We start from the raw sequence: 20,924 nt of genomic DNA, 5'->3' as shown, positions 1-20,924 counted from the left end.
ACTGGCCCTTATCTTAATGATGGCTGCTGCTTCTTGTAGTTTTACTACCAAGAAATTTGAAGACCCCAATAAGGATAAACTCCTTATCGATCTTATTACTTATGTACTTAATCAGGGGCATTATGATGCGAAAGAAATCAATGATGAATTCTCTGCCAATGTATTTGAAGATTACCTTGAAGGACTTGATCCCTCCAAGCGATTTTTTTATGCGGAAGACGTTCAGGAATTTGAAGCTTATAAAGACAAGATCGATGATCAGATAAAAGGCAAGGAGATCGAGTTTTTTAATCTTACCTATGGCCGACTTCAGCAAAGGATGGAAGAGGCAAGATCTTTATACAAGGAGATCCTTTCAGAGCCTTTCGATTTTACAGAAAAGGAAATAATCAATACAGATTATGACAACCTTGCATATGTATCTTCAAAAGCTGAAATGAAAAAGCGCTGGAAAGAGCAGTTAAAGTTCAATACTCTTATTACCTATTACGACTTGAAACAGGACGAACAGAAGAAGAAAGAGAATGATGAAACTTATGAAATTCAGTCTGATGCTGATCTTGAAGAAAAGGCGAGAGAGACTACTTTAAGTAACATCGATAGATATTATGATTTTACAGATGATCTGGAAAGAGAAGATTACTTCTCTGTATACATCAACGCCATCGTAGAAGAATTCGACCCGCATACATTCTATTTTGCGCCGCAGGATAAGGATAGATTTGATATTGCCATGTCTGGTAAATTAGAAGGAATTGGTGCAAGACTGGTAAAAGATGCCGATAATATTACCATTACAGAAGTTATTTCCGGTGGACCAGCCTGGAGAAGTGAAGAGATTGGCGAAGGAGATGTGATTCTTAAGGTTAAGCAGGAAGACGAGAAAGAAGCGGTAAGTATCGTGGGAATGCGTTTAGATGATGCTGTAGACCTGATTAAAGGCCCAAAAGACACTAAGGTTACACTAACTGTTAGAAAAAAAATCATGGGTAATATCGAAGAAATTACTCTTACCAGAGACGTGATCGAGATCGAAGAAACCTACGCAAAATCTTCAATAGTTAAAAAAGGAGATAGAAAATTTGGGGTGATCAATCTTCCTAAATTCTACTTCGACATGGAAGATTATAATAAAAGAAACGCTGCTTCAGATATCAAAGCTGATATTATAAGATTGAAACAGGAAGGCATGGAAGGCCTTGTGCTTGATCTTCGTAACAATGGAGGTGGTTCGCTTAAAACTGTGGTAGATATTGCCGGGATGTTTATTGAAGAAGGACCAATAGTTCAGGTAAAGTCAAACGGGCAGCGTAAAGAAGTGCTTAAAGATGAAGATCCGCAGGTTCTATGGGATGGTCCTCTGGTGATCCTTGTAAACGAACTTTCAGCTTCAGCTTCAGAAATTCTTGCTGCAGCCATGCAGGATTATAAAAGAGCGATCATTATTGGAAGTAAGCAAACTTATGGGAAAGGTACTGTTCAAAATGTGATCGACCTTAACCGATGGTTGAGAAATAACGAAATGGGCGACATGGGAGCTCTAAAAATAACCACGCAGAAGTTTTACCGTGTAAATGGTGGATCTACCCAATTGGAGGGTGTTAAAAGTGATGTGGTGGTTCCGGATAGATACAGCTTTGTTGATATAGGCGAGAAAGATCAGGAGAATCCACTACCATGGGATAAGATAGATGCTGCAGATTATGAGATCTGGGATGGATATGTTGGTTATGAATCGGCTATTCAGGCAAGTAAGGAAAGAATGAGCAATAATAATCAGCTAAAACTTATCGAAGAAAACGCGAAATGGGTGAAGTCTCAAAGCGATGATAGAAGTTACCCTTTAAGTTATGAAGACTATGCTAATCGCGCTGCGGAAGATAAGGAAATGGCTAAACAATTTGATGCGATCAAGGATTATAAGACCGATCTTACTTATTATTCACTGCCTTATGAGGAGCAATTATTCTCGACAGATACTATTCTGAAGGAAAAGAGACAAAGATGGCATGAAAGCTTAAGTAAAGACGTTTATATTGAAGAAGCTGTAAATGTGCTTTCAGATATTAAAATGAATAATATCACCCGGAATAAAGTTGCGGGAGTAGATAGAAAGAAGAAGGTTAAAGATTAAGAAGTAAAATTATATTAATAACCCGGAAGCATTGTTTCCGGGTTTTTTTATGCGAATGTTATGAAACGAAAGATTATTTATCCCTTTGTGATACTTTTGGTTGCTGCTCTTTTGTTGATGTTTGAGCAATGTGGCTAATAAGCCAGCCTGTCGCTGTCCAGTTTAATAAATATAAAGAGTAGAATGGTGAAGCCCCAAAGTCCGGAGCCTCCATAACTAAAGAAAGGTAGAGGAATCCCCACAGTTGGGAAAATGCCTATAACCATTCCAATATTCACCAGAAAGTGAATGAATAGAATTCCAATCACCGAGTATCCATATACCCTGTAGAATTGATTTCTTTGCCTTTCGGCAAGGATAAGGAGTCTTATTAATAAAAGAACGAATAAGATCACTACCAGGGCGCTTCCCACAAAGCCCCATTCTTCTCCCACGGTGCTAAAAATGTAGTCGGTATGTTGTTCCGGTACAAAATGCCCTTTGGTTTGAGTACCTTCTGTCCAGCCTTTTCCAAACCAGCCGCCGCTACCTATGGCGATCTCGCTTTGATTAGTATTATATCCTATACCTCTGGAATCTACTTCTTTTCCAAGAACGATATTGAACCGGTCACGGTGTCTTTGTTCAAATACATTCTCAAAAACGTAATTAACTGAGAAGCTGATTCCAATACATACCAGAGCAAAAAGGGTAATTAACAATGCACCCGGTCGTTTTCGGCTTTTCACAAAAAGCATAAGTATTGCGATTGCAAATACAACGAGGCTTACCCACATAGGTCCAATCAGTAATGTTAGTACAAATACCGAGACGGCAGATAGACCGGTTACCAGATAAAATCCTGAAAGTCCTTCTCTATATAGCGGAAAGAAAAATGCCGCATATACCAGGGCGCTTCCGGGATCCGGTTGCGGAATTATCAATAATGCGGGAATTGCAATAATAATAAATGCCTTTACCTGATGATCCAGTTTTTTAATATTGGTCTGGATATCGCTCAAGTATTTTGCCAGAGCCAGGGCTGTGGCGAATTTTGCAAACTCAGAAGGCTGCAGACCAAAGCTTCCAAAGGAATACCAGGAAGTTGCTCCGGAAATGGTTTTACCAAAAACAAATAGTCCGGCAAGCGACAGGAGGGAAACCAGATAGATCACACTCGAGAATCGATAATAGAACTTAGCTTCTATTGAAAGGACTATGATAATAAGAAAAACACTTAAGCCAATAAAAAGAGCCTGCTTTCCATATGGTTGGTCAAGGTCAAAAAAGGAACCGGAGGAGGTGCCCAAAGAAGCAGAATAGATGTTAGCCCATCCAAAAAGTATAAGTACTAAATAAATAAGAATACTGATCCAGTCAAAACCGGCTCCACTGCTTTTTGACATTTATTTATTGATTGTAAAAGGTTCTCCACTCAGGGGTTTAGCATATTCATCTTCCAGACTATGACTCATGATCCAATCTTCCATATCTGTTCTGGTAATAGTGCCTTTCAAATATTTCTCGATCATAAGGCTGGCGATCCTTCCGGCGTATCGGCTACCCCAATATCCGTTCTCCACAAAAACTGCGATGGCGATCTTTGGATTGTCTACCGGTGCAAATGCTACAAAAATGGAATGGTCAGTTAACTGAACTCTCTTTCCATTAATTTTAGTAAAGTTTTCTGCGGTTCCGGTTTTTCCGGCAATCTCAACTCCGGGTATACGTAAGGTCGATGCAGTTCCGCTTTTATAAACCTCGTGCATTCCTTCGATCACAGGATCGAAATGTCTGGCTTCTATGGTTGTGTAATTCTTCGTTGTGAATTTTTCATTTTTAATGGGCTGCCCGTTGATCTCTTTTAAGATATGGGGAGTATAATACCAGCCTTTATTTCCAATAATAGCAGCCATATTAGCAAGCTGAATTGGCGTCATTAAAACTTCCCCCTGGCCAATGGCATTGGACAGGGTAGCCGTGGCATACCATTTATAGGTTGGGTAATCATAGATCATGTTATAATAATCTGCATCCGGGATCTTTCCTGGTCTCCCGGTGCTTAGATCATTACCCATGAACTGGCCAAGCCCAAAACTTCGCAAATGCATGTTCCATGCATCCATTCCTTTTTGAGGTGTAGGATATTTTTCTATGACCCTTCGGTAAACATTGGCGAAATAAGCATTACAGGATTGTGCAATACCCGGGATCATGGAAAGCGGACTTCTATGCGCGTGACAACCCAATTTTCTTCCTCGTCCGTACACATATCCATGATTACAAGAGAAACTATCTCTGGTATCAACAACCCCTTCCTGAAGCGCTATAAGTGCGTTTAAGGTTTTAAACGGAGATCCGGGAGGATATTCAGCCAGCAATCCACGGTCGTAAAGTGGTTTGGCTATAGAATCTGTATACAATTCCCAGTAATTTCTTGATCGGCTACGGCCTACCAGTTTTGCGGGATCATAGGTTGGAGCTGTAATAAGCGCAAGGATTTCACCGGTACCGGGTTCCAGAGCCACGATCCCGCCACGCTTGTTCTTCATTAGTCTGGTCCCGTAATCCTGAAGTGCATTGTCCACGGTAATGGTGATATCCTTCCCTTTTTCAGGTAAAGTATCATAGATTCCATCCTTATAAGGGCCAATGTCGCGGTTAAACCTGTCTTTTTGAATGTGTTTTACCCCTTTAACGCCGCGCAGTAATTCTTCATACTGGCTTTCAACTCCCGCACGACCAATAAGGTCACCGGAAATATAATATGGGTTTTCGTTTACGATCTTTTGGTTTACTTCAGCAATATATCCCAGTACGTTAGCGCTGTGATCTACCTGATAATCTCTTAATGATCTTTTCTGAATATAGAACCCTTCATAGTTCCGCATTTTTTCCTGAAGGATGGCGTATTCGCTTTTTGTAAGTTGGGGAATAACTACTGAAGGTAACATTGGAGAATAGATCCTGGCCTTGTCCAGCTTTTTCTCCAGATCTTCACGCTCCAGATTCAGAATATTACAAAATTCGGTAGTGTCAAATGGTTTAAGGTTTCGGGGAATAACCATGACATCGTATGATGGTTGATTGGAAACCATAAGATTGCCATCGCGGTCATAAATATAACCCCGTTGCGGATAATCATAAACCACTTTAATTGCATTATCCTGAGAACGGATGGCAAGGGAAGTGTCCACGATTTGTAAATAGAAAAGCCTCCCCAGGAAAATCAGACCCGTTGTGAGGATGGTTATATATAACAATACTTTTCTCATCGGCTTTTCCTGCTGAACAGTGTTAAACTAAGTAAAATCAGAATTACAGAGAATATACTGGAAAATAAGGTTTTTTTCAGGATTAGGAGTATATGATTTACGCTAAACATTTCCAAAGAAAAGAAAACGAAATGATGGATAAGCACCATAAGAAAAACGTAACTCAACTTTGATCCAAATGGAGTTTGCGAGAGACGTATATTCTGGTGATCATAACTAATTCCAAAAGAAAATCGAAGAAGGTTAGGACGTACAAATGCAGCCACCAGACAGGCAGCGGCATTAATCCCGCCACTATCCTCAAAAACATCAATGCTAATTCCTAAGAGGAACGAAAGGAAAATAAACAGGCTTTGGTTCCCCTCAAAAGGGTATAACAAAATGAACAGGACATATAAATATGGATTGATATATCCGGCAAAATTGATATTGTTCAGGATCAATACCTGAAGAAAAATTAGGATGACGAACCTGGCGATATTTGAGAAAAGCTTACTGTTCATCGGTCTCCTGTAATTTTTTTATTTCATCTTTATCTACATGTTCAATAACATATACATAGCCAATATTGGTCATGTCGTTGAACAATTTGATATTAATAGTGTAATAACTCTGGGTTTGATCTAATGTAAAATCTTCAATACTTCCAATAGGGAGGCCTTTTGGGAAAATAAGGGATCTTCCTCCTGTAATAATGGTGTCGCCTTTTTGAACAGGGGCTTGTCTTGGAACATCGATTAACTGTACAATGTTTGGGTCTTTGCCATTCCAGACAAGACTTCCAAAATGGTTGGTGTGATTTAACTGCGCATTAATACGGGATCTGCTGTTTAATATGGAAATTACACGGGAGTAATTATCATTTACCCGGTCAACAATTCCAACGATACCCTGACTGGTGATTACTCCGAATTCGGGTTCTATTCCCGAATTTTCTCCCCGGTTTAGAGTAAGGTAATTATCAACCCTGGCAAAGTTGTTATTGATCACTCTGGCCGATCTAAAAACATAATCTCCCTGGAATGAAGTGCTGTCAAGTTGTTTTTTTACAGAAATACTATCATTCATATTTGAAATCATATTCCGTAGCTGATTGTTCTCTTCAATAAGCCTTTTGTTATATTCTTCCAGATGAAAATAGGAATTCATATCACTCGACCAGGAATAGATCCCGCCGGTTACCCAGTTTGCAGAACTTATAAATCTGCTCCTATGGAACGAATGGTTTTGAATGGTAAGAAATATGGATACAGCAAACAGGATTAAGAATAATATGGAATTCTTATTCCTTATAAGAAAATTAAAAATTTGCTGCATAAATTAAGCTTCCTACTTGATCAAAATCCCTTTATATCGGCTCAGGTTCTTAAGTGTGATCCCTGTTCCTCTTACAACTGCTCTAAGTGGATCTTCTGCTATATAAACAGGTAGATCGGTTTTTTGAGATAAACGTTTATCCAATCCTCTTAACATTGAACCACCCCCGGCAAGGTAAATACCTGTATTGTAAATGTCGGCTGCAAGTTCCGGCGGAGTTTGTGATAGAGTTTCCATTACCGCATCTTCAATTCTTAAAATAGACTTGTCTAATGCTTTAGCGATTTCACGGTAAGAAATATTTACCTGCTTAGGTTTCCCGGTTAAAAGGTCTCTACCCTGTACACTCATTTCGTCTGGTGGAACTTCAAGATCTTCCGTGGCAGCACCAATCTGGATCTTTATTTTTTCAGCTGTGCGTTCTCCAACATATAAGTTATGCTGAGTTCGCATGTAATAAACGATATCATTGGTAAAAACGTCTCCGGCGATCTTTACAGATTTATCACATACGATCCCACCTAAGGCGATCACGGCAATTTCTGTAGTACCTCCACCTATATCAACGATCATGTTACCTTTTGGTTGCATGATGTCTACACCAATACCAATTGCGGCTGCCATTGGCTCATGGATCAAATACACCTCTTTTCCATTTACTCTTTCAGCACTTTCTTTTACGGCGCGCATCTCTACTTCTGTAATTCCTGAAGGAATACAGATCACCATTCTAAGTGCAGGTGTAAATAGCTTTTTCTTTAAAGCAGGAATTTCTTTGATGAACATGGTAAGCATCTTCTCACTGGCATCAAAATCTGCAATTACCCCATCTTTCAAAGGGCGAATGGTTTTAATATTCTCATGAGTTTTTCCCTGCATCATCGCAGCTTCTTTACCAACAGCGGTAATTTTACCGGAAGTTCTGTCACGTGCAACGATCGATGGGCTGTCTACAACCACTTTATCGTTATGTATTATCAGGGTGTTTGCGGTACCTAAATCTATTGCAATTTCTTCAATGAGAAAATCAAAAAATCCCATAGTGTATTTTAAGTGTTGAGGTTTGGGTAAATGTACTAAAATTAATGTTTAAAATGGCGTGTTCCGGTCATCACCATTGCGATATTGTTTTTGTTGCAATAATCGATACTTAGCTGGTCTTTTATGCTGCCCCCCGGCTGGATAACTGCAGTAATTCCGGCATTACCTGCAATCTCCACACAATCTGGAAATGGGAAGAAAGCATCACTTGCCATTACTGCCCCATTTAAATCAAATTCAAAAGACCGTGCTTTCTCTATACTTTGGGTTAAGGCATCCACTCTGGATGTTTGTCCTGTTCCACTTGCACAAAGTTGTTTATTCTTAACCAACACGATGGTATTCGATTTGGTATGCTTGCAAATTTTAGATGCAAAGATCATGTCAGATTTTTCTTCATCTGATGCTATTTTGGTTGTTGCATCTTGTAGATCCCCGAGAGAATCTGTTTTTAGATCCTTGTCCTGAACCAAAACTCCATTGAGACAGGTTCTTATCTGCTGGTTTGGAAGTTGGGCATCTTTTTGAACAAGAAGGATTCGATTTTTCTTGCCTTTTAAAATTTCTTCAGCTTCTTTAGAAAATGAAGGTGCAATTACTACCTCACAGAAAAGTTTGTGGATTTCTTCAGCAGTTTTGGCGTCAATTTCCACATTACTGATTAATATTCCTCCAAAAGCCGAAACCGGGTCCCCGGCAAGAGCATCTACATATGCCTGATGCACGCTGTCTCTTTGGGCTAGTCCGCAGGCATTATTGTGTTTTAAAATAGCAAAGGTTGGTGCTTCTCCTTTAAATTCGTTCATAAGATTTACCGCGGCATCTACATCCAGCAGGTTGTTGTATGAAAGTTCTTTGCCGTGAAGTTTATCAAATATGGCATCAAAATCACCGAAAAAGGTTCCTTTTTGATGAGGGTTTTCTCCATATCTCAACTCTTTGCCAAGAAGTTCACTTTGCTTAAATGAGTTAACCTCTTCTTCTTTATTGAAATAATTGAAGATTGCCGAATCGTAATGAGAGGAAATATTAAAGGCTTTAGTAGCGAATCTTTTTCGATCTGTAAGGCTGGTTTTACCACCATCCCTGTTAAGAAGATCAAGAAATTCCTGATAGTCATCAACAGAAGACACACAAATAACATCCTTGAAATTCTTTGCGGCAGCTCTTATCAGGGAAATTCCTCCAATATCGATCTTCTCGATAATGTCCTGTTCAGAAGCACCGGAAGCAACCGTTTTTTCAAAAGGATAAAGATCCACGATCACAATGTCTATTTGCGGAATTTCAAACTGCTCCAGCTCCTTTACATCATTTTCATTATCCTGCCTGTTAAGTATCCCTCCAAAAACTTTTGGGTGAAGCGTTTTTACTCTTCCTCCTAAGATGGATGGATAAGAAGTGACGTCTTCAACCGGGATAACCTCAATGTTAAGGTTCCTGATAAATTTTTCAGTTCCACCCGTGGAATAGATGGTAACCCCTAATTCATCAAGCTTCCTCACGATAGGCTCCAGCCCATCTTTATTGAAAACTGAAATTAAGGCAGAAGTTGCTTGTTTTAATTCGCTCATTGTGTTGTGTGTTAAAGCTGCAAAAGTAACTAATAAAGCGAAAAATTTAAACGTGCAGCAAATGAATTATTGAGAAAATTTGTAACGAAAATTTAGATTGTACGTCCTATCGTTAATTCAGTTTAAAAAGGCAGAACTATATACCATGCTAATCTATTTACGGGTACTTAAGGAGAGTTTTAATTTTGCAATTAGCGCTCTTACAAATAACAAACTTCGTACGTTTCTATCATTACTGGGAGTGACCATTGGTATATTTTCAATTATTGCCGTGCTGGCGGCCGTTGATTCGCTTAAAAAAGATATTACCGGCAGCTTAAGTTCCCTGGATAACAGCACCATAATTGTGATGCGTTTCAATTTTGGACCATCAGATATTCCCCGTTGGAAAAGAGAACAGTTCCCTGATGTTACTTATGAAGAATATCAAAACCTTAAAAAAAGTTTACCAGATACTGAAGCTATAAGTTTTGTGCTTGGGGTTCCCGGAGGCTCGGCGATCAAATACCGCGATGCTACCAGTGCGGGTGTGGACATTGGAGCGGTTACCCATGAATATTACGATATTGAAGCCTTCGACTTAAAAGAAGGTAGATTTTTTAATGAACCGGAAGCGGTAAGTGGTTCAGGAGTTATTGTGCTGGGGCATGAAGTGGCTCAAAATCTTTTTGGTGATTCCAGCGGTTTGGGAAAAGAAGTAAGAATTTTTGGAAGAAGGGCAACAGTAATTGGTGTACTTGCCAAGCAAGGTCAAAGTCTTTTTGGGGGTTCAAGGGATAGTCAGGTCTTTGTGCCTGCTAATTTCGCTCGAAGAGTTTTTGGATCTACTAAAGGAACCGTTTTTCCTCAAATTATTTTGAAGCCCGAAGATGGAGTGGATAATGATGAATACATTGCTACTCTGGAGCAACAATTAAGAAACATGCGTGGTACAAAGCCCGGGGAGGTTAATACCTTTTTTGTAAATCAGCTTCAGGGGTTTGCCGATTTTATAGATAATATCACGGGGCAGTTGAATGTTATTGGTCTGGTGATTAGTGGTTTTTCTTTGCTCGTGGGTGGATTTGGAATTGCCAACATCATGTTTGTAAGTGTCAAGGAAAGAACGAATTTAATAGGAATTCAAAAGTCTCTTGGGGCCAAGAATAAATTTATCCTGTCTCAATTTCTATTTGAAGCAATTATACTTTCTGTAATTGGCGGATTGGTTGGATTGTTCCTGGTTTGGGTAGTCTCACTTATAGCATCCCAATTTACCGGTGATTTTGAATTTGTATTATCGCCTTTCAATATTTTTATAGGAACATTGGTGTCTGCAATTATTGGATTGATTTCAGGGATAATTCCCGCTATCTCAGCATCTAAGCTGGATCCGGTAGAGGCGATTAGAACCGGAATGTAAAATTCCCGTTAAAACTCTTAAATTTTCTCACATAAATTATCTTAATTTTTTTCAGAAAGAATTAAAGTTAGTTAAATGCTTTATTCTCAGTCAATAGCTTGAGTATATTTAAAACAAAAAGCTATGAAAGTGGGAAATGAAATTGAGAGAAATTACCTGATGGCGCTATTACAATTAATAGGGTTTTTTATTGTACTCTTTTTTGTGATCGCACTTCAAATTTAAAGTATAAGATCTACTGGTAATTATACTAACCTCAGCCTATGAAAAAACCCCTCTTGAGAAGGGGTTTTGTTTTATTTTAAATATCTGGTTTATTAATCCGGGTTACAGAATTTCAGCAACCTTTTGATTAACCCATTCCAGGAATAATTCGTCTTCATGAGAAAATGGATCTTCTGTATGACTGTCAATATCGATCTGGCCTATATTTTCCCCATTCACAAATAGTGGAATAACGATCTCTGCTTTTACATAGATGCTACAGGCAATATAGTTAGATTGATTTTTTACATCTGGTACCACAAAGTTTTTATTGGAAACCGCAACCTGCCCGCAAATCCCTTTGCCAAACGGAATGATCTCATGATCTGTAGGTTCTCCGGCAAATGCCTTTAACTTTAATTCTTCCTTGTCTCCGTTTTTAAAATAGAAACCTACCCAATCGTAATAAGGGATATTTTGTTCAAGCAACTCACATACCTGAGTAAGTTTGTCCTTCACATCAAGGTTTTCTTGGTTAAGAATATTTTGTACCTGTGGTTTTAATTCCGGAAAATGCATATTAACAATCTTTAGTGCAAAAGTATTCAATTTCGGTTGTAAAGTGTGGGCGGGAATTGAATAAATTTGTTAAAACGAATTCCTCCATTTGCTAAGATTATTTCGGCAATATAGACATGTACTTAGATTCATCTTCATTTTTCTGGGGAGTTATTTCTTGTTTTCCAGCTTATACAATGGATTTCTTATTTTATATGAGTCTGAGAATCCTGTGCCGGACCCTTTAACTCAACTGGTGGCAAGACAAAGCGGAATGGTGATGGAGGGGCTTGGTTTTGAGCAAGTAGAAGTCATTATGCACTATACCGGTTTATCAATGAAACTTATGGTAGACGGTTATTTCCTGGCGGGGATTGTGGAAGGCTGTAACTCTGCCAGTATCATTATTCTGTTTACTTCCTTTGTACTGGCCTTTTTTGGAAGAGCCTGGCAAACTTTGCTATTTTTATTTGCCGGGTCCGTAATAATCTATTCCATAAACATCTTAAGAATCGTAATCCTTGCGGTAAGTATTTATAAATATCCTCAATATTCCGGATTCATGCATTCGGTATTTTTTCCAATTGCCATTTATGGAACTGTATTTATCCTGTGGTTGATCTGGGTTAGAATCTATTCGCAATGGAAGAAACACTAAACAAACCCTGGAGATTTTTTAAAATTGGCTTATTGGTTCTTTCGCTCGCTGCAATAAGATTTTTCGAGGAAGATCTTTTTTATGATCCCCTCATCGTCTTTTTTAAATCTGACTATTTGCTTGGAATCATTCCACCTATGGATATGGCTAAACTAATGGTAAACTTAACCCTCCGCTTTGGATTAAATACCCTTATTTCACTTGCCATTATCTATTTAAGTTTTAAAGACAGGGATATTCTAAAATTTTCTACGGTTCTATATGGAATCCTCTACTTGTTGGCCACCGCGGTTTTTATATTTTTAGTGCTGAATATTGGAAATGAGCATTATCTGGCCCTGTTCTATGTTCGCAGATTCCTTATTCATCCGCTCTTTCTCCTTATTTTATTGCCGGCATTTTATTATTCCAAGCTGAAAAACCCTTAAGCAACAATTAAATTTCCATTTTATCTTTATACTTATCCAGCCATTGCCGGAAAGTTAACAGCTCTGGGTTTAGTTTTCTTGTAGCATTCACATCTCTAATGGTGCAGAAATATTCTTCAAACATAACTTTGAACTGAAACATATTCCCCAGATCATCGGCTCCCGGAAAGTCAAAACTCCTGTATACTTCAGGAGGTACGGCATTATATTTAATTTTTTTGCCATAGACCTCAGAAAAGGTATCGGCCATTTCTTTCCCGGTTAAATGTTCTCCCGCAATGGCAACGATTTTATTTTTAAATGTGTCGCCGGCTTTAAAAATAGCGTAAGCACACTTGCCTATATCTTCAGCGGCAATTCCCGGCAGAGGCTTATTATCCATCGGCAGGGTAATGGTAAGCTCACCATCCTCACCTTTCTGCGGACCCATCCCGAAATGGATGAAATTATCCCAGTAAAACGAAGTGAAGAGCAGGGTGTATGGAATTTTACTGTCTGAAAAATAGTCATCAGCTTCCCCTTTTGCATCAAAATGAGGCACCTTGTATTTCTCCATTAAAGTAGGCATACGGTCATCATCGAGCGGAATCCATTTCCTTGTATCTTCCAATGTGGACCAGATAACATGCTGTATTCCCGCTTCTTTCCCGGCCTCGGCCATATTTTTCGCCTGTTTCAATTCTCTATCCGGGGAAAAATGTTCCCAGAAGTTGGTGACGCAATAAGCGCCATAAGCCCCTTTAAAAGCAGTGATAATGCTTTCTTTATTGTCTATATCAGCTTCAACGATCTCAGCTCCCAGATCTTTTAATTCTTTGGCTTTATCTGAATCTGCTTTACGGGTTAATACCCTGGCTTTGAATCCGCCTTCAGGATCATTTAAAATGGCACGAACCAGACCTCCTCCTTGTGCGCCGGTCCCGCCGACTACAGCTATTATTTTTTTCATAATAAAAATTTAAAGTATTGATAATCAAAAAGGTGAGGCTCTTAAATTTAATAATTTCCAGTCTAATATTAAGTAAATATGATTTTTTTTGAGTATCCGGTTGTTAGGAGCAGACCAAAAGGCAGAAGGTTCCATCTTGATTATAGAATTGAAAGTATTTTCCTTAAAATTGAATTTTTAAGGCCTTCATATAGTATATATTTGAATATCATTTAGGTGCCTGTTTGATGCCTAACAGCTGATATTTAAATTTTATGTATTTTTGTAAGCGGTGAAAAAAGCGTTTCAACATATCACATCTCTTTGCATGGCCTTTTTGGTGATGTTCTCTACCATGTCTTTTACGGTAGACAAACATTTCTGCGGAAGTTTTCTCGTGGACACTGCGGTCTTTTCTAAAGCGAAGACTTGTGGAATGGAGATGAGTGCAACCGCTGAAGATCATTGCTGTAGCAATGAAACTATTACTGTTGAAGGCCAGGATGAGTTAAAACTTTCCTTTGATTCCTTCGATTTTAATCAGCAGCTTTTTATTACGACCTTCACCTATACTTATTTTGAACTGTTTGAGAGTTTACCAAAACAGATCATTCCGTTTAAAGATTATTCTCCTCCTTTACTGGTCACCGATATACAACTGGTAGACCAGGTCTTTCTTATTTGATTTTAAGGACTTACGTATATTTTCAGGTTTAAATTAAGAGCCTGGATGGCGTGATTATGCCTTTTTCTGAACCATTTATAAGTGGTTTTACAAATCAAATTTGAAACAAAATGTTCAATAGAATTATAAAATATTTTATCTATAACAGGCTGGTAGCTGTATTAATGGTACTCGCCCTGGTTGGCTGGGGACAGGTAACAGCTCCTTTTAACTGGGATACCGGTTTTCTTCCACAAGATCCCGTGCCTGTAGATGCAATCCCTGATATTGGGGAGAATCAACAAATTGTTTTTACCGAATGGTCTGGCCGCTCACCGCAGGATGTTGAAGATCAGATCACCTATCCTTTAACCAGTTCCTTACTTGGAATTCCGGGGGTTAAGTCGGTTCGTAGTACTTCCATGTTTGGATTCTCTAGTATCTATATCATTTTTGAAGAAGATGTCGAGTTTTACTGGTCCAGATCTAGGGTGTTGGAGAAGCTGAATTCTCTGCCTTCAGGTCTTTTACCGAAAGAAGTTCAGCCTTCTCTGGGACCAGATGCAACAGCTTTAGGTCAGGTATACTGGTATACTCTGGAAGGTCGTGATAAAGATGGCAATGTAACCGGTGGCTGGGACCTTCATGAATTAAGGAAGATCCAGGACTATTATGTAAAACCCGGACTAAGCGCAACATCAGGAGTGTCTGAAGTAGCCTCGGTAGGAGGATTTGTGCAGGAATATCAGATAGATGTAGATCCAGATGCTCTTAAAGCATATAATATTGGAATAAATCAGGTGATGATGGCGGTTAAGAATTCTAACCGTGATGCCGGAGCAAAAACCCTTGAAGTCAATAAAGTTGAATATCTGGTTAGAGGTTTGGGGTACATCAAATCTATCGAGGATATTGAGAATACGGTGGTTGCCGAAAATAATAATACACCGGTCCTGATAAAGGATCTGGGTCGTGTTCATCTTGGGCCTGCTGAGCGAAGAGGTATTCTTGATAAAGGAGGAGCAGAAGTTGTTGGTGGAGTAGTGGTGGCCCGTTATGGATCTAATCCTTTACAGGTAATTAAGAATGTAAAGGAAAAGATTGGGGAGATCTCAGCAGGATTACCCTCTAAAACCCTGACTGATGGAACCGAATCTAAACTGACTATCGTTCCGTTTTACGACAGGACTCAACTAATCAATGAAACCATAGGCACGCTGGAGCTCGCCTTATCTCATGAAATTCTGATTAGTATTATCGTAATCATTGTACTAGTTCTTAATCTAAGAGCATCGGTATTGATCTCCAGTTTATTGCCGGTTGCGGTATTAATGACCTTTATCGCGATGCGGTATTTTGGGGTTGATGCCAATGTTGTTGCCCTTTCGGGGATCGCGATCGCCATTGGGGTGATGGTAGATGTTGGGATCGTCTTCGTTGAAAATACAATTCGATGGCTCGAAATGCCGGAGAATAAAGATGCCCGGGGAAAGAAATTACTGGATGTTATTTATGGAGCTACGGTTGAGGTTGCACCGGCGATCACCACGGCTTTACTTACTACCATTGTAAGTTTTATTCCGGTATTCTTTATGGAGAATGCTGAAGGGAAACTATTTAGACCGCTGGCTTTTACCAAGACCTTCGCGATTGCTGCGGCATTTGTGGTTGGTGTCTTTGTCCTGCCAATGTTGTCTTATTATACTTTCAATATTAAGATCGATAAAAAGAAAAGTCAGAAGATCTGGAATATAATCCTGATCGTTTCCGGGATAGCGCTGGTATTGATATTCTCATTCTGGTTGCCACTTGCGCTGACCTTAATTGGAACTATAAAACTTCTTGAAGATAGAAATCCTGAATTTTTAGGTCGCTATTCTGAAAAGATCACGTTGGGAATCACCCTTGCGGTTACGCTGTTATTCCTGGCCGAAGAATGGATGCCTTTAGGTTTTCAAAAAAGCCTTATCTCAAATTACGTATTTGTAATTGTATTACTGGCCATCACGCTCATTATGCTTATGGCCGTGGTAAAATTCTATGAGCCTATTTTGAACTGGTGTTTAATCAATAAAGGAAAATTCTTCCTTTTACCAATAGTGACCGTTTTCTTCGGAATTATGATCTGGTTTGGTTTTCCAAAGCTATTTGGTTTCGTCGCCACCGCCTTCGATCAAGTAGGCTGGAACGTTAAGAAAACAAAGGTCTGGTCTGGATTGGCACATACCTTCCCGGGAGTGGGAAAAGAATTTATGCCTTCCTTAAATGAAGGGAGTTTTCTGCTAATGCCAACCACTATGCCGCATGCCGGGGTGGAATATGCAAAACAAACCGTTCAGCAACTGGATATGGCGGTGACAGATATCCCCGAAGTAGAGATTTCTGTTGGTAAACTGGGACGTATAGAAAGTGCCCTGGATCCTGCACCGGTTTCCATGTTTGAAAATGTAATCAATTATAAACCTGAATATGTTTTATCTGAAGCTGGGAAACCTCAGAAGTTTAAGGTTGATGATGAAGATAAGTTTATCTTAAAAACCGGAGATACTTTATCTAATAAAGATGCCGTGCTTCGTAATGTTTCGAAAGAACAGTTAATTGCAGATGAGGATGGGAAATATTACCGAAACTGGAGAGATCATATAAACAGCCCTGATGATATTTGGGATGAGATTGTAAAGCGTACCAATCTTCCCGGAGTGACATCAGCACCAAAACTACAGCCGATAGAAACCAGGCTGGTCATGTTGCAAACCGGGATGAGAGCCCCGATGGGGATTAAGGTTTACGGTCCAGATCTTAAAACGATTCAGGCTTTTGGAATGGAGCTGGAAGATCTTCTAAAGCAAGTGCCTTCAGTTAAATCTGAAACTGTTTTTGCAGACAGGGTGGTAGGGAAGCCCTACCTGGAGATAGATATAAAGAGACCTGCGATTGCGAGATACGGGTTGAGTATAGAAGATGTTCAGCAAACAATAGAGACCGCAATTGGCGGGATGGAGATCACTACCACTGTAGAAGGTCGTGAACGATTCCCGGTTAGAGTGAGATACCCGAGAGAATTGCGGGATGATCCCGAATCGGTTAAAAGGATACTTGTGCCAACTTCTTCGGGAGCTCAGATCCCATTAGGGGAACTGGCCGATCTTAATTATGTGCGTGGTCCGCAAATGATCAAGAGTGAAGATACCTTCCTGGTTGGATATGTGTTATTCGATAAAAGAGACGGATATGCTGAGGTAAATGTGGTGAACGATGCCCAGAATCATATTCAGGAAAGGATCGATAACGGGGAATTAAAGGTTCCTGCCGGAGTGAGTTATAAGTTTTCCGGGAGTTATGAGAATCAGGTGAGAGCGGTTAAGCGTTTATCTATTCTTATTCCAATATGTCTGCTTATTATTTTCCTGCTGCTGTACTTCCAGTTCAAGACGGTTATCGCTTCGACTATTCACTTTTCTGGTGTGTTTGTGGCTTTTGCCGGAGGATTCATTATGATCTGGCTTTATGGTCAGGGATGGTTCATGGACTTTGATGTTTTTGGAACCAATATGCGCGACCTCTTCCAGATGCAGGAAGTGAATTTAAGTGTTGCGGTTTGGGTTGGATTTATAGCCTTATTCGGAATCGCCACAGATGATGGGGTACTGATGGGAACCTATATACATCAGGTCTTTGAAAGAAGACAACCTCAAACGGTGCCAGATGTTCGTGATTCTGTGATGGAAGCGGGGAAAAAACGGGTTCGTCCTGCGATGATGACAACTGCAGTGACTATTATCGCCTTATTCCCGGTGCTGACTTCTACAGGGAAAGGATCTGATATTATGGTGCCAATGGCCATCCCTATCGTGGGCGGAATGATCATACAGATCATGACCATTTTCGTGGTGCCGGTGCTACAGGCTTACTGGAGAGAAAGCGTGGTTAAAAAACAAGAAAGACTGGAAAGATGAAAAAATTAGATAAATATACAATTAAGGGTTTGTTGCTACTCTGTCTGTTCGTTGCAGGTGGAGTGATGCAGGCACAGCAGATAGAAGAATATCTTAAACTGGGTGCAGAGAATAATCCGGAGGTAAAGGCCGCTTATAGTAGGTTTGAGGCAGCGTTGGAAAAAGCTCCGCAGGTTTCTGCCTTACCAGATCCAACCTTGTACATCAGTGCTTTTGGGCAAATGATGGAAACCCGTTTGGGAGCTCAGGAAGCCAGATTTACTTTAATGCAGATGTTTCCCTGGTTTGGAAAGCTGGAAGCTGAAAAAACAACTGCGGAACTGATGGCTGAGGCAAAATTTCAGCAGTATGTGGCCGTAAGGGAAAAGTTATTTCTTCAGTTAAAGCTGGCTTATGCCGAGATATATCGGATAAATGAAGTGATAAAAATTCAAAAAGAAAATCTTGATATCCTTGATTCCTATAGAAAATTGGCTTTAAACAGGTTCGAAGCCGGGAAAGCGCCCATGGTGAATGTGGTGAAGGTTGATATCAAAAGAGAAGAAGCAGCTACAGAAATTGAATTAATGGAGAGGGAACTGGAAAGCCTTAAAAAGCAATTCAATTTAGTAAAAGATATGCTGCAGGCGATTTCAGAAAATAATAAAATCGAGAATCAACGGGATCATTTTATAATCCTTTCAGAAAATATGGTGGCCCTGGCTACAAATATGAATTTCGAAGGGAATCCTGTTTATGTTCAGTTTTGCCCAATGGCCAACAATAATAAAGGGGCAAACTGGTTAAGTCTTGAAGCTGAAGTTCGCAATCCTTACTACGGAGATGCCATGCTAACCTGCGGAGAGGTAAAGGATACATTAAAATAACCTATCAATAATTTTCAAAATAATTGAAACCCTGCTTAAAATGGCGGGGTTTCCTGTTTTTTGGTCCCAATTGTTAAAAATTTAAAACAACTAAAAATCTTTTATTAATAGGTTAACAGCAAGTTTGTTAGCATCATTTTACCTTGGAATTTGGATTTTCTCACTGATCATTCAGTTGAAAACTAAAGTGTTGAAAACCATATTTTTTTAGTAACCAAAAAATTAAAAAATGAATTCCAAAGAGCACGATCAACATAAAAAGAAAGGGAATTACGCTAAGTTCTTTTTAATGCTTGGCCTGTCATTTATTGCCATGTACATCACTATGTACTTTAATACCTATGAATTTGATCATGTATATTTTAGTCTTACACGATTTTATATGAGTTGTCTGGGGATCGCTGCGATGGCGGTGATCATGTTATCTCTTATGAAGAGTATGTATAAGGACAAGAAAAAGAACATGGCTATTTATGTAGGTAGTCTTGTGTTATTTGTAAGTGCATTGGGGCTGGTTAGAGCTCAGAAACCAATAATTGGTGATGTTTTATATATGAAGGCCATGATCCCTCACCATTCTATTGCAATTCTTACCAGTAAAAGAGCAGATATAGATGATCCGGAGGTTAGAAAACTTGCTGATGATATTATTAAAGCTCAGGAAAAAGAAATTGCCGAAATGAAGAAAATGATCAAAAGATTAGAATCAGAAAAATAAAATTTATTAACCAATCAACTATTAAAAATCAACAGTTATGAAAAATGCTTTAAAATTTACATTAATCGGCGCATTCGGACTTTTTTTAACCAGCTGCGGTACCACCAGAACTGCACCGGTAGCAATGGCAGAAAACGAATTTAGAAATCAGGTTTACAAAGAGATTGTAAACGATCAGTCAAAATTCAAGGAGTTCATGCAGGTTGTTCATAACAACGATGAAGCTGAAAAATGGTTACTGAAAGATCATTTCCAAATGATGGAAAATGGAAAGATGAAAGAGGTGATGGAGAAGAATCCTGAGATGAAGGAGAAGATGAAGAAGATGATGCATGAAAAGATGGAGAACGATCCGGAGATGCAGAAGAAGATGCAGGATAAGATGAAAGCCAAAATGATGGACGATCCTGAAATGAAACAAGCCATGATGCAGGATATGCACGCAAAAATGAAGGCAAATCCGGAAATGGCTGAAAAAATGATGGATCAAATGATCCAGTTCCTTCATGAGAACCCGGAATTGATGGAGAAAATGAAAGCTAAAATGAAGGCACATCAGGAAGAAATGAAGGCCGGAAAAAAGAAATAAGCTTATAAAAACTAATATACATTAGTAAATATTGCTTTTACCAATCCTGCGATATCGCGGGATTGGTTGTTTTTCAGAATAAATAATTTAATAAAATAACAAGCTATGAATTACTATTTTAATAAAACGATCAAAGGAGAATTTGATGAGGTGATAGAGAAGGTCACCAACGAACTGGAAAAGGAAGGCTTCGGGGTATTGACGGAGATCAATGTGACCGAAACTTTAAAAAAGAAGCTTGATGTAGATTTTAGAAATTACCGCATCCTTGGAGCCTGTAATGCGCCTTATGCTCATAAAGCCCTAAGGGCTGAAGATAAAATAGGAACCATGCTGCCCTGTAATGTAATTGTGCAGGATAAAGGTTCCGAAGAAATTGAGGTGGCCGCGGTTAATCCCATAGCTTCCATGCAGGCCGTGGAAAATGATGCTTTAGGTGAAATTGCAAAGGAAATAGAGGGGAAACTGCAAAAGGTTATTGAGAATCTATAATTTAAGGAAAGTGTGTTTCTTTCAACCTATTTAATTATTGAAGAAGATCTCTGAAGTTTTTCATTTTAGTGCAGGGATGGCAGGGAAATATTTTATTTTTGCCGGCCAATAAAACCCAAATTTTTTACCCTACACAAATTA

At 39.2% G+C, this 20,924-nt stretch carries 18 protein-coding genes; 10 read left to right on the top strand and 8 right to left on the bottom strand.

The window, feature by feature from the left end; translation table 11 throughout:
* Position 1 precedes the first annotated feature (1 nt).
* Positions 2 to 2,134 carry a carboxy terminal-processing peptidase gene (locus ACNKXV_RS03835; protein WP_417906379.1) on the top strand — a complete coding sequence of 711 codons (2,133 nt, stop codon included), beginning with the start codon at positions 2 to 4 and terminating at the stop codon, positions 2,132 to 2,134.
* 134 nt (positions 2,135 to 2,268) lie between these two features.
* Here ACNKXV_RS03835 and rodA read toward each other — a convergent pair whose 3' ends face one another.
* The 6 genes from rodA to purH are packed head-to-tail and all read right to left on the bottom strand — an operon-like array spanning position 2,269 to position 9,320.
* Positions 2,269 to 3,519: a rod shape-determining protein RodA gene (gene rodA / locus ACNKXV_RS03830; protein WP_417906378.1), complete on the bottom strand. Its 1,251-nt coding sequence runs from the start codon at positions 3,517 to 3,519 to the stop codon at positions 2,269 to 2,271.
* Positions 3,520 to 5,388 carry a peptidoglycan D,D-transpeptidase FtsI family protein gene (locus ACNKXV_RS03825; RefSeq protein WP_417906377.1) on the bottom strand — a complete coding sequence of 623 codons (1,869 nt, stop codon included), beginning with the start codon at positions 5,386 to 5,388 and terminating at the stop codon, positions 3,520 to 3,522. It abuts the gene before it with no gap.
* Positions 5,385 to 5,891 (bottom strand): rod shape-determining protein MreD, encoded by a 507-nt coding sequence (locus ACNKXV_RS03820; RefSeq protein ID WP_417906376.1) that lies wholly within the window; start codon positions 5,889 to 5,891, stop codon positions 5,385 to 5,387. Before ACNKXV_RS03820 ends, ACNKXV_RS03825 begins: the two co-directional genes overlap by 4 nt.
* Positions 5,881 to 6,705 carry a rod shape-determining protein MreC gene (gene mreC, locus ACNKXV_RS03815; protein ID WP_417906375.1) on the bottom strand — a complete coding sequence of 275 codons (825 nt, stop codon included), beginning with the start codon at positions 6,703 to 6,705 and terminating at the stop codon, positions 5,881 to 5,883. Before mreC ends, ACNKXV_RS03820 begins: the two co-directional genes overlap by 11 nt.
* Positions 6,706 to 6,717: 12 nt before the next feature.
* Complete coding sequence (locus tag ACNKXV_RS03810; RefSeq protein WP_251741336.1) at positions 6,718 to 7,746, bottom strand: rod shape-determining protein; 1,029 nt, start codon at positions 7,744 to 7,746, stop codon at positions 6,718 to 6,720.
* A 41-nt stretch (positions 7,747 to 7,787) separates the two neighbouring features.
* Positions 7,788 to 9,320: a bifunctional phosphoribosylaminoimidazolecarboxamide formyltransferase/IMP cyclohydrolase gene (gene purH / locus ACNKXV_RS03805; RefSeq protein ID WP_417906374.1), complete on the bottom strand. Its 1,533-nt coding sequence runs from the start codon at positions 9,318 to 9,320 to the stop codon at positions 7,788 to 7,790.
* A 145-nt stretch (positions 9,321 to 9,465) separates the two neighbouring features.
* On the opposite strand from purH, the gene ACNKXV_RS03800 reads away from it, so the two are divergent.
* On the top strand, positions 9,466 to 10,722 hold the full coding sequence (locus ACNKXV_RS03800) for an ABC transporter permease (protein ID WP_417906373.1): 1,257 nt from the start codon (positions 9,466 to 9,468) through the stop codon (positions 10,720 to 10,722).
* 327 nt (positions 10,723 to 11,049) lie between these two features.
* Here ACNKXV_RS03800 and ACNKXV_RS03795 read toward each other — a convergent pair whose 3' ends face one another.
* On the bottom strand, positions 11,050 to 11,505 hold the full coding sequence (locus tag ACNKXV_RS03795) for a GAF domain-containing protein (RefSeq protein WP_417906372.1): 456 nt from the start codon (positions 11,503 to 11,505) through the stop codon (positions 11,050 to 11,052).
* Between the two features lie 88 nt (positions 11,506 to 11,593).
* Here ACNKXV_RS03795 and xrtF point away from each other — a divergent pair, with 88 nt between their 5' ends.
* Entirely contained in the window at positions 11,594 to 12,142 is a 549-nt protein-coding gene (xrtF, locus tag ACNKXV_RS03790; protein ID WP_417906371.1) for an exosortase family protein XrtF, read from the top strand.
* Entirely contained in the window at positions 12,127 to 12,570 is a 444-nt protein-coding gene (locus tag ACNKXV_RS03785) for an exosortase F system-associated membrane protein (RefSeq protein ID WP_417906370.1), read from the top strand. The genes xrtF and ACNKXV_RS03785 overlap by 16 nt, the downstream gene beginning before the upstream one ends.
* A 7-nt stretch (positions 12,571 to 12,577) precedes the next feature.
* Here ACNKXV_RS03785 and ACNKXV_RS03780 read toward each other — a convergent pair whose 3' ends face one another.
* Complete coding sequence (locus tag ACNKXV_RS03780; protein WP_417906369.1) at positions 12,578 to 13,519, bottom strand: NmrA/HSCARG family protein; 942 nt, start codon at positions 13,517 to 13,519, stop codon at positions 12,578 to 12,580.
* Between the two features lie 271 nt (positions 13,520 to 13,790).
* Between ACNKXV_RS03780 and ACNKXV_RS03775 the strand changes: the two genes are divergently transcribed.
* From ACNKXV_RS03775 to ACNKXV_RS03750, 6 genes are all read left to right on the top strand, one after another.
* On the top strand, positions 13,791 to 14,183 hold the full coding sequence (locus tag ACNKXV_RS03775; RefSeq protein WP_417906368.1) for an HYC_CC_PP family protein: 393 nt from the start codon (positions 13,791 to 13,793) through the stop codon (positions 14,181 to 14,183).
* Positions 14,184 to 14,293: 110 nt separating this feature from the next.
* Complete coding sequence (locus ACNKXV_RS03770; protein ID WP_417906367.1) at positions 14,294 to 18,118, top strand: efflux RND transporter permease subunit; 3,825 nt, start codon at positions 14,294 to 14,296, stop codon at positions 18,116 to 18,118.
* Positions 18,115 to 18,984, top strand: coding sequence for a TolC family protein (locus ACNKXV_RS03765; protein ID WP_417906366.1), 870 nt, complete (start codon positions 18,115 to 18,117; stop codon positions 18,982 to 18,984). The genes ACNKXV_RS03770 and ACNKXV_RS03765 overlap by 4 nt, the downstream gene beginning before the upstream one ends.
* Before the next feature lie 229 nt (positions 18,985 to 19,213).
* Positions 19,214 to 19,702, top strand: coding sequence for a DUF305 domain-containing protein (locus ACNKXV_RS03760; RefSeq protein ID WP_417906365.1), 489 nt, complete (start codon positions 19,214 to 19,216; stop codon positions 19,700 to 19,702).
* A gap of 37 nt (positions 19,703 to 19,739) precedes the next feature.
* Positions 19,740 to 20,291 (top strand): hypothetical protein, encoded by a 552-nt coding sequence (locus ACNKXV_RS03755; protein ID WP_417906364.1) that lies wholly within the window; start codon positions 19,740 to 19,742, stop codon positions 20,289 to 20,291.
* Between the two features lie 105 nt (positions 20,292 to 20,396).
* A complete protein-coding gene (locus ACNKXV_RS03750; protein WP_417906363.1) occupies positions 20,397 to 20,783 on the top strand; it encodes a DUF302 domain-containing protein in 387 nt (128 codons plus the stop codon).
* Positions 20,784 to 20,924 lie beyond the last annotated feature (141 nt).

The sequence above is a fragment of the Christiangramia aquimixticola genome (assembly GCF_048285835.1).
GTDB classification, from domain to species: domain Bacteria; phylum Bacteroidota; class Bacteroidia; order Flavobacteriales; family Flavobacteriaceae; genus Christiangramia; species Christiangramia aquimixticola.
This window is presented reverse-complemented; position numbering and strand designations above follow the sequence as displayed.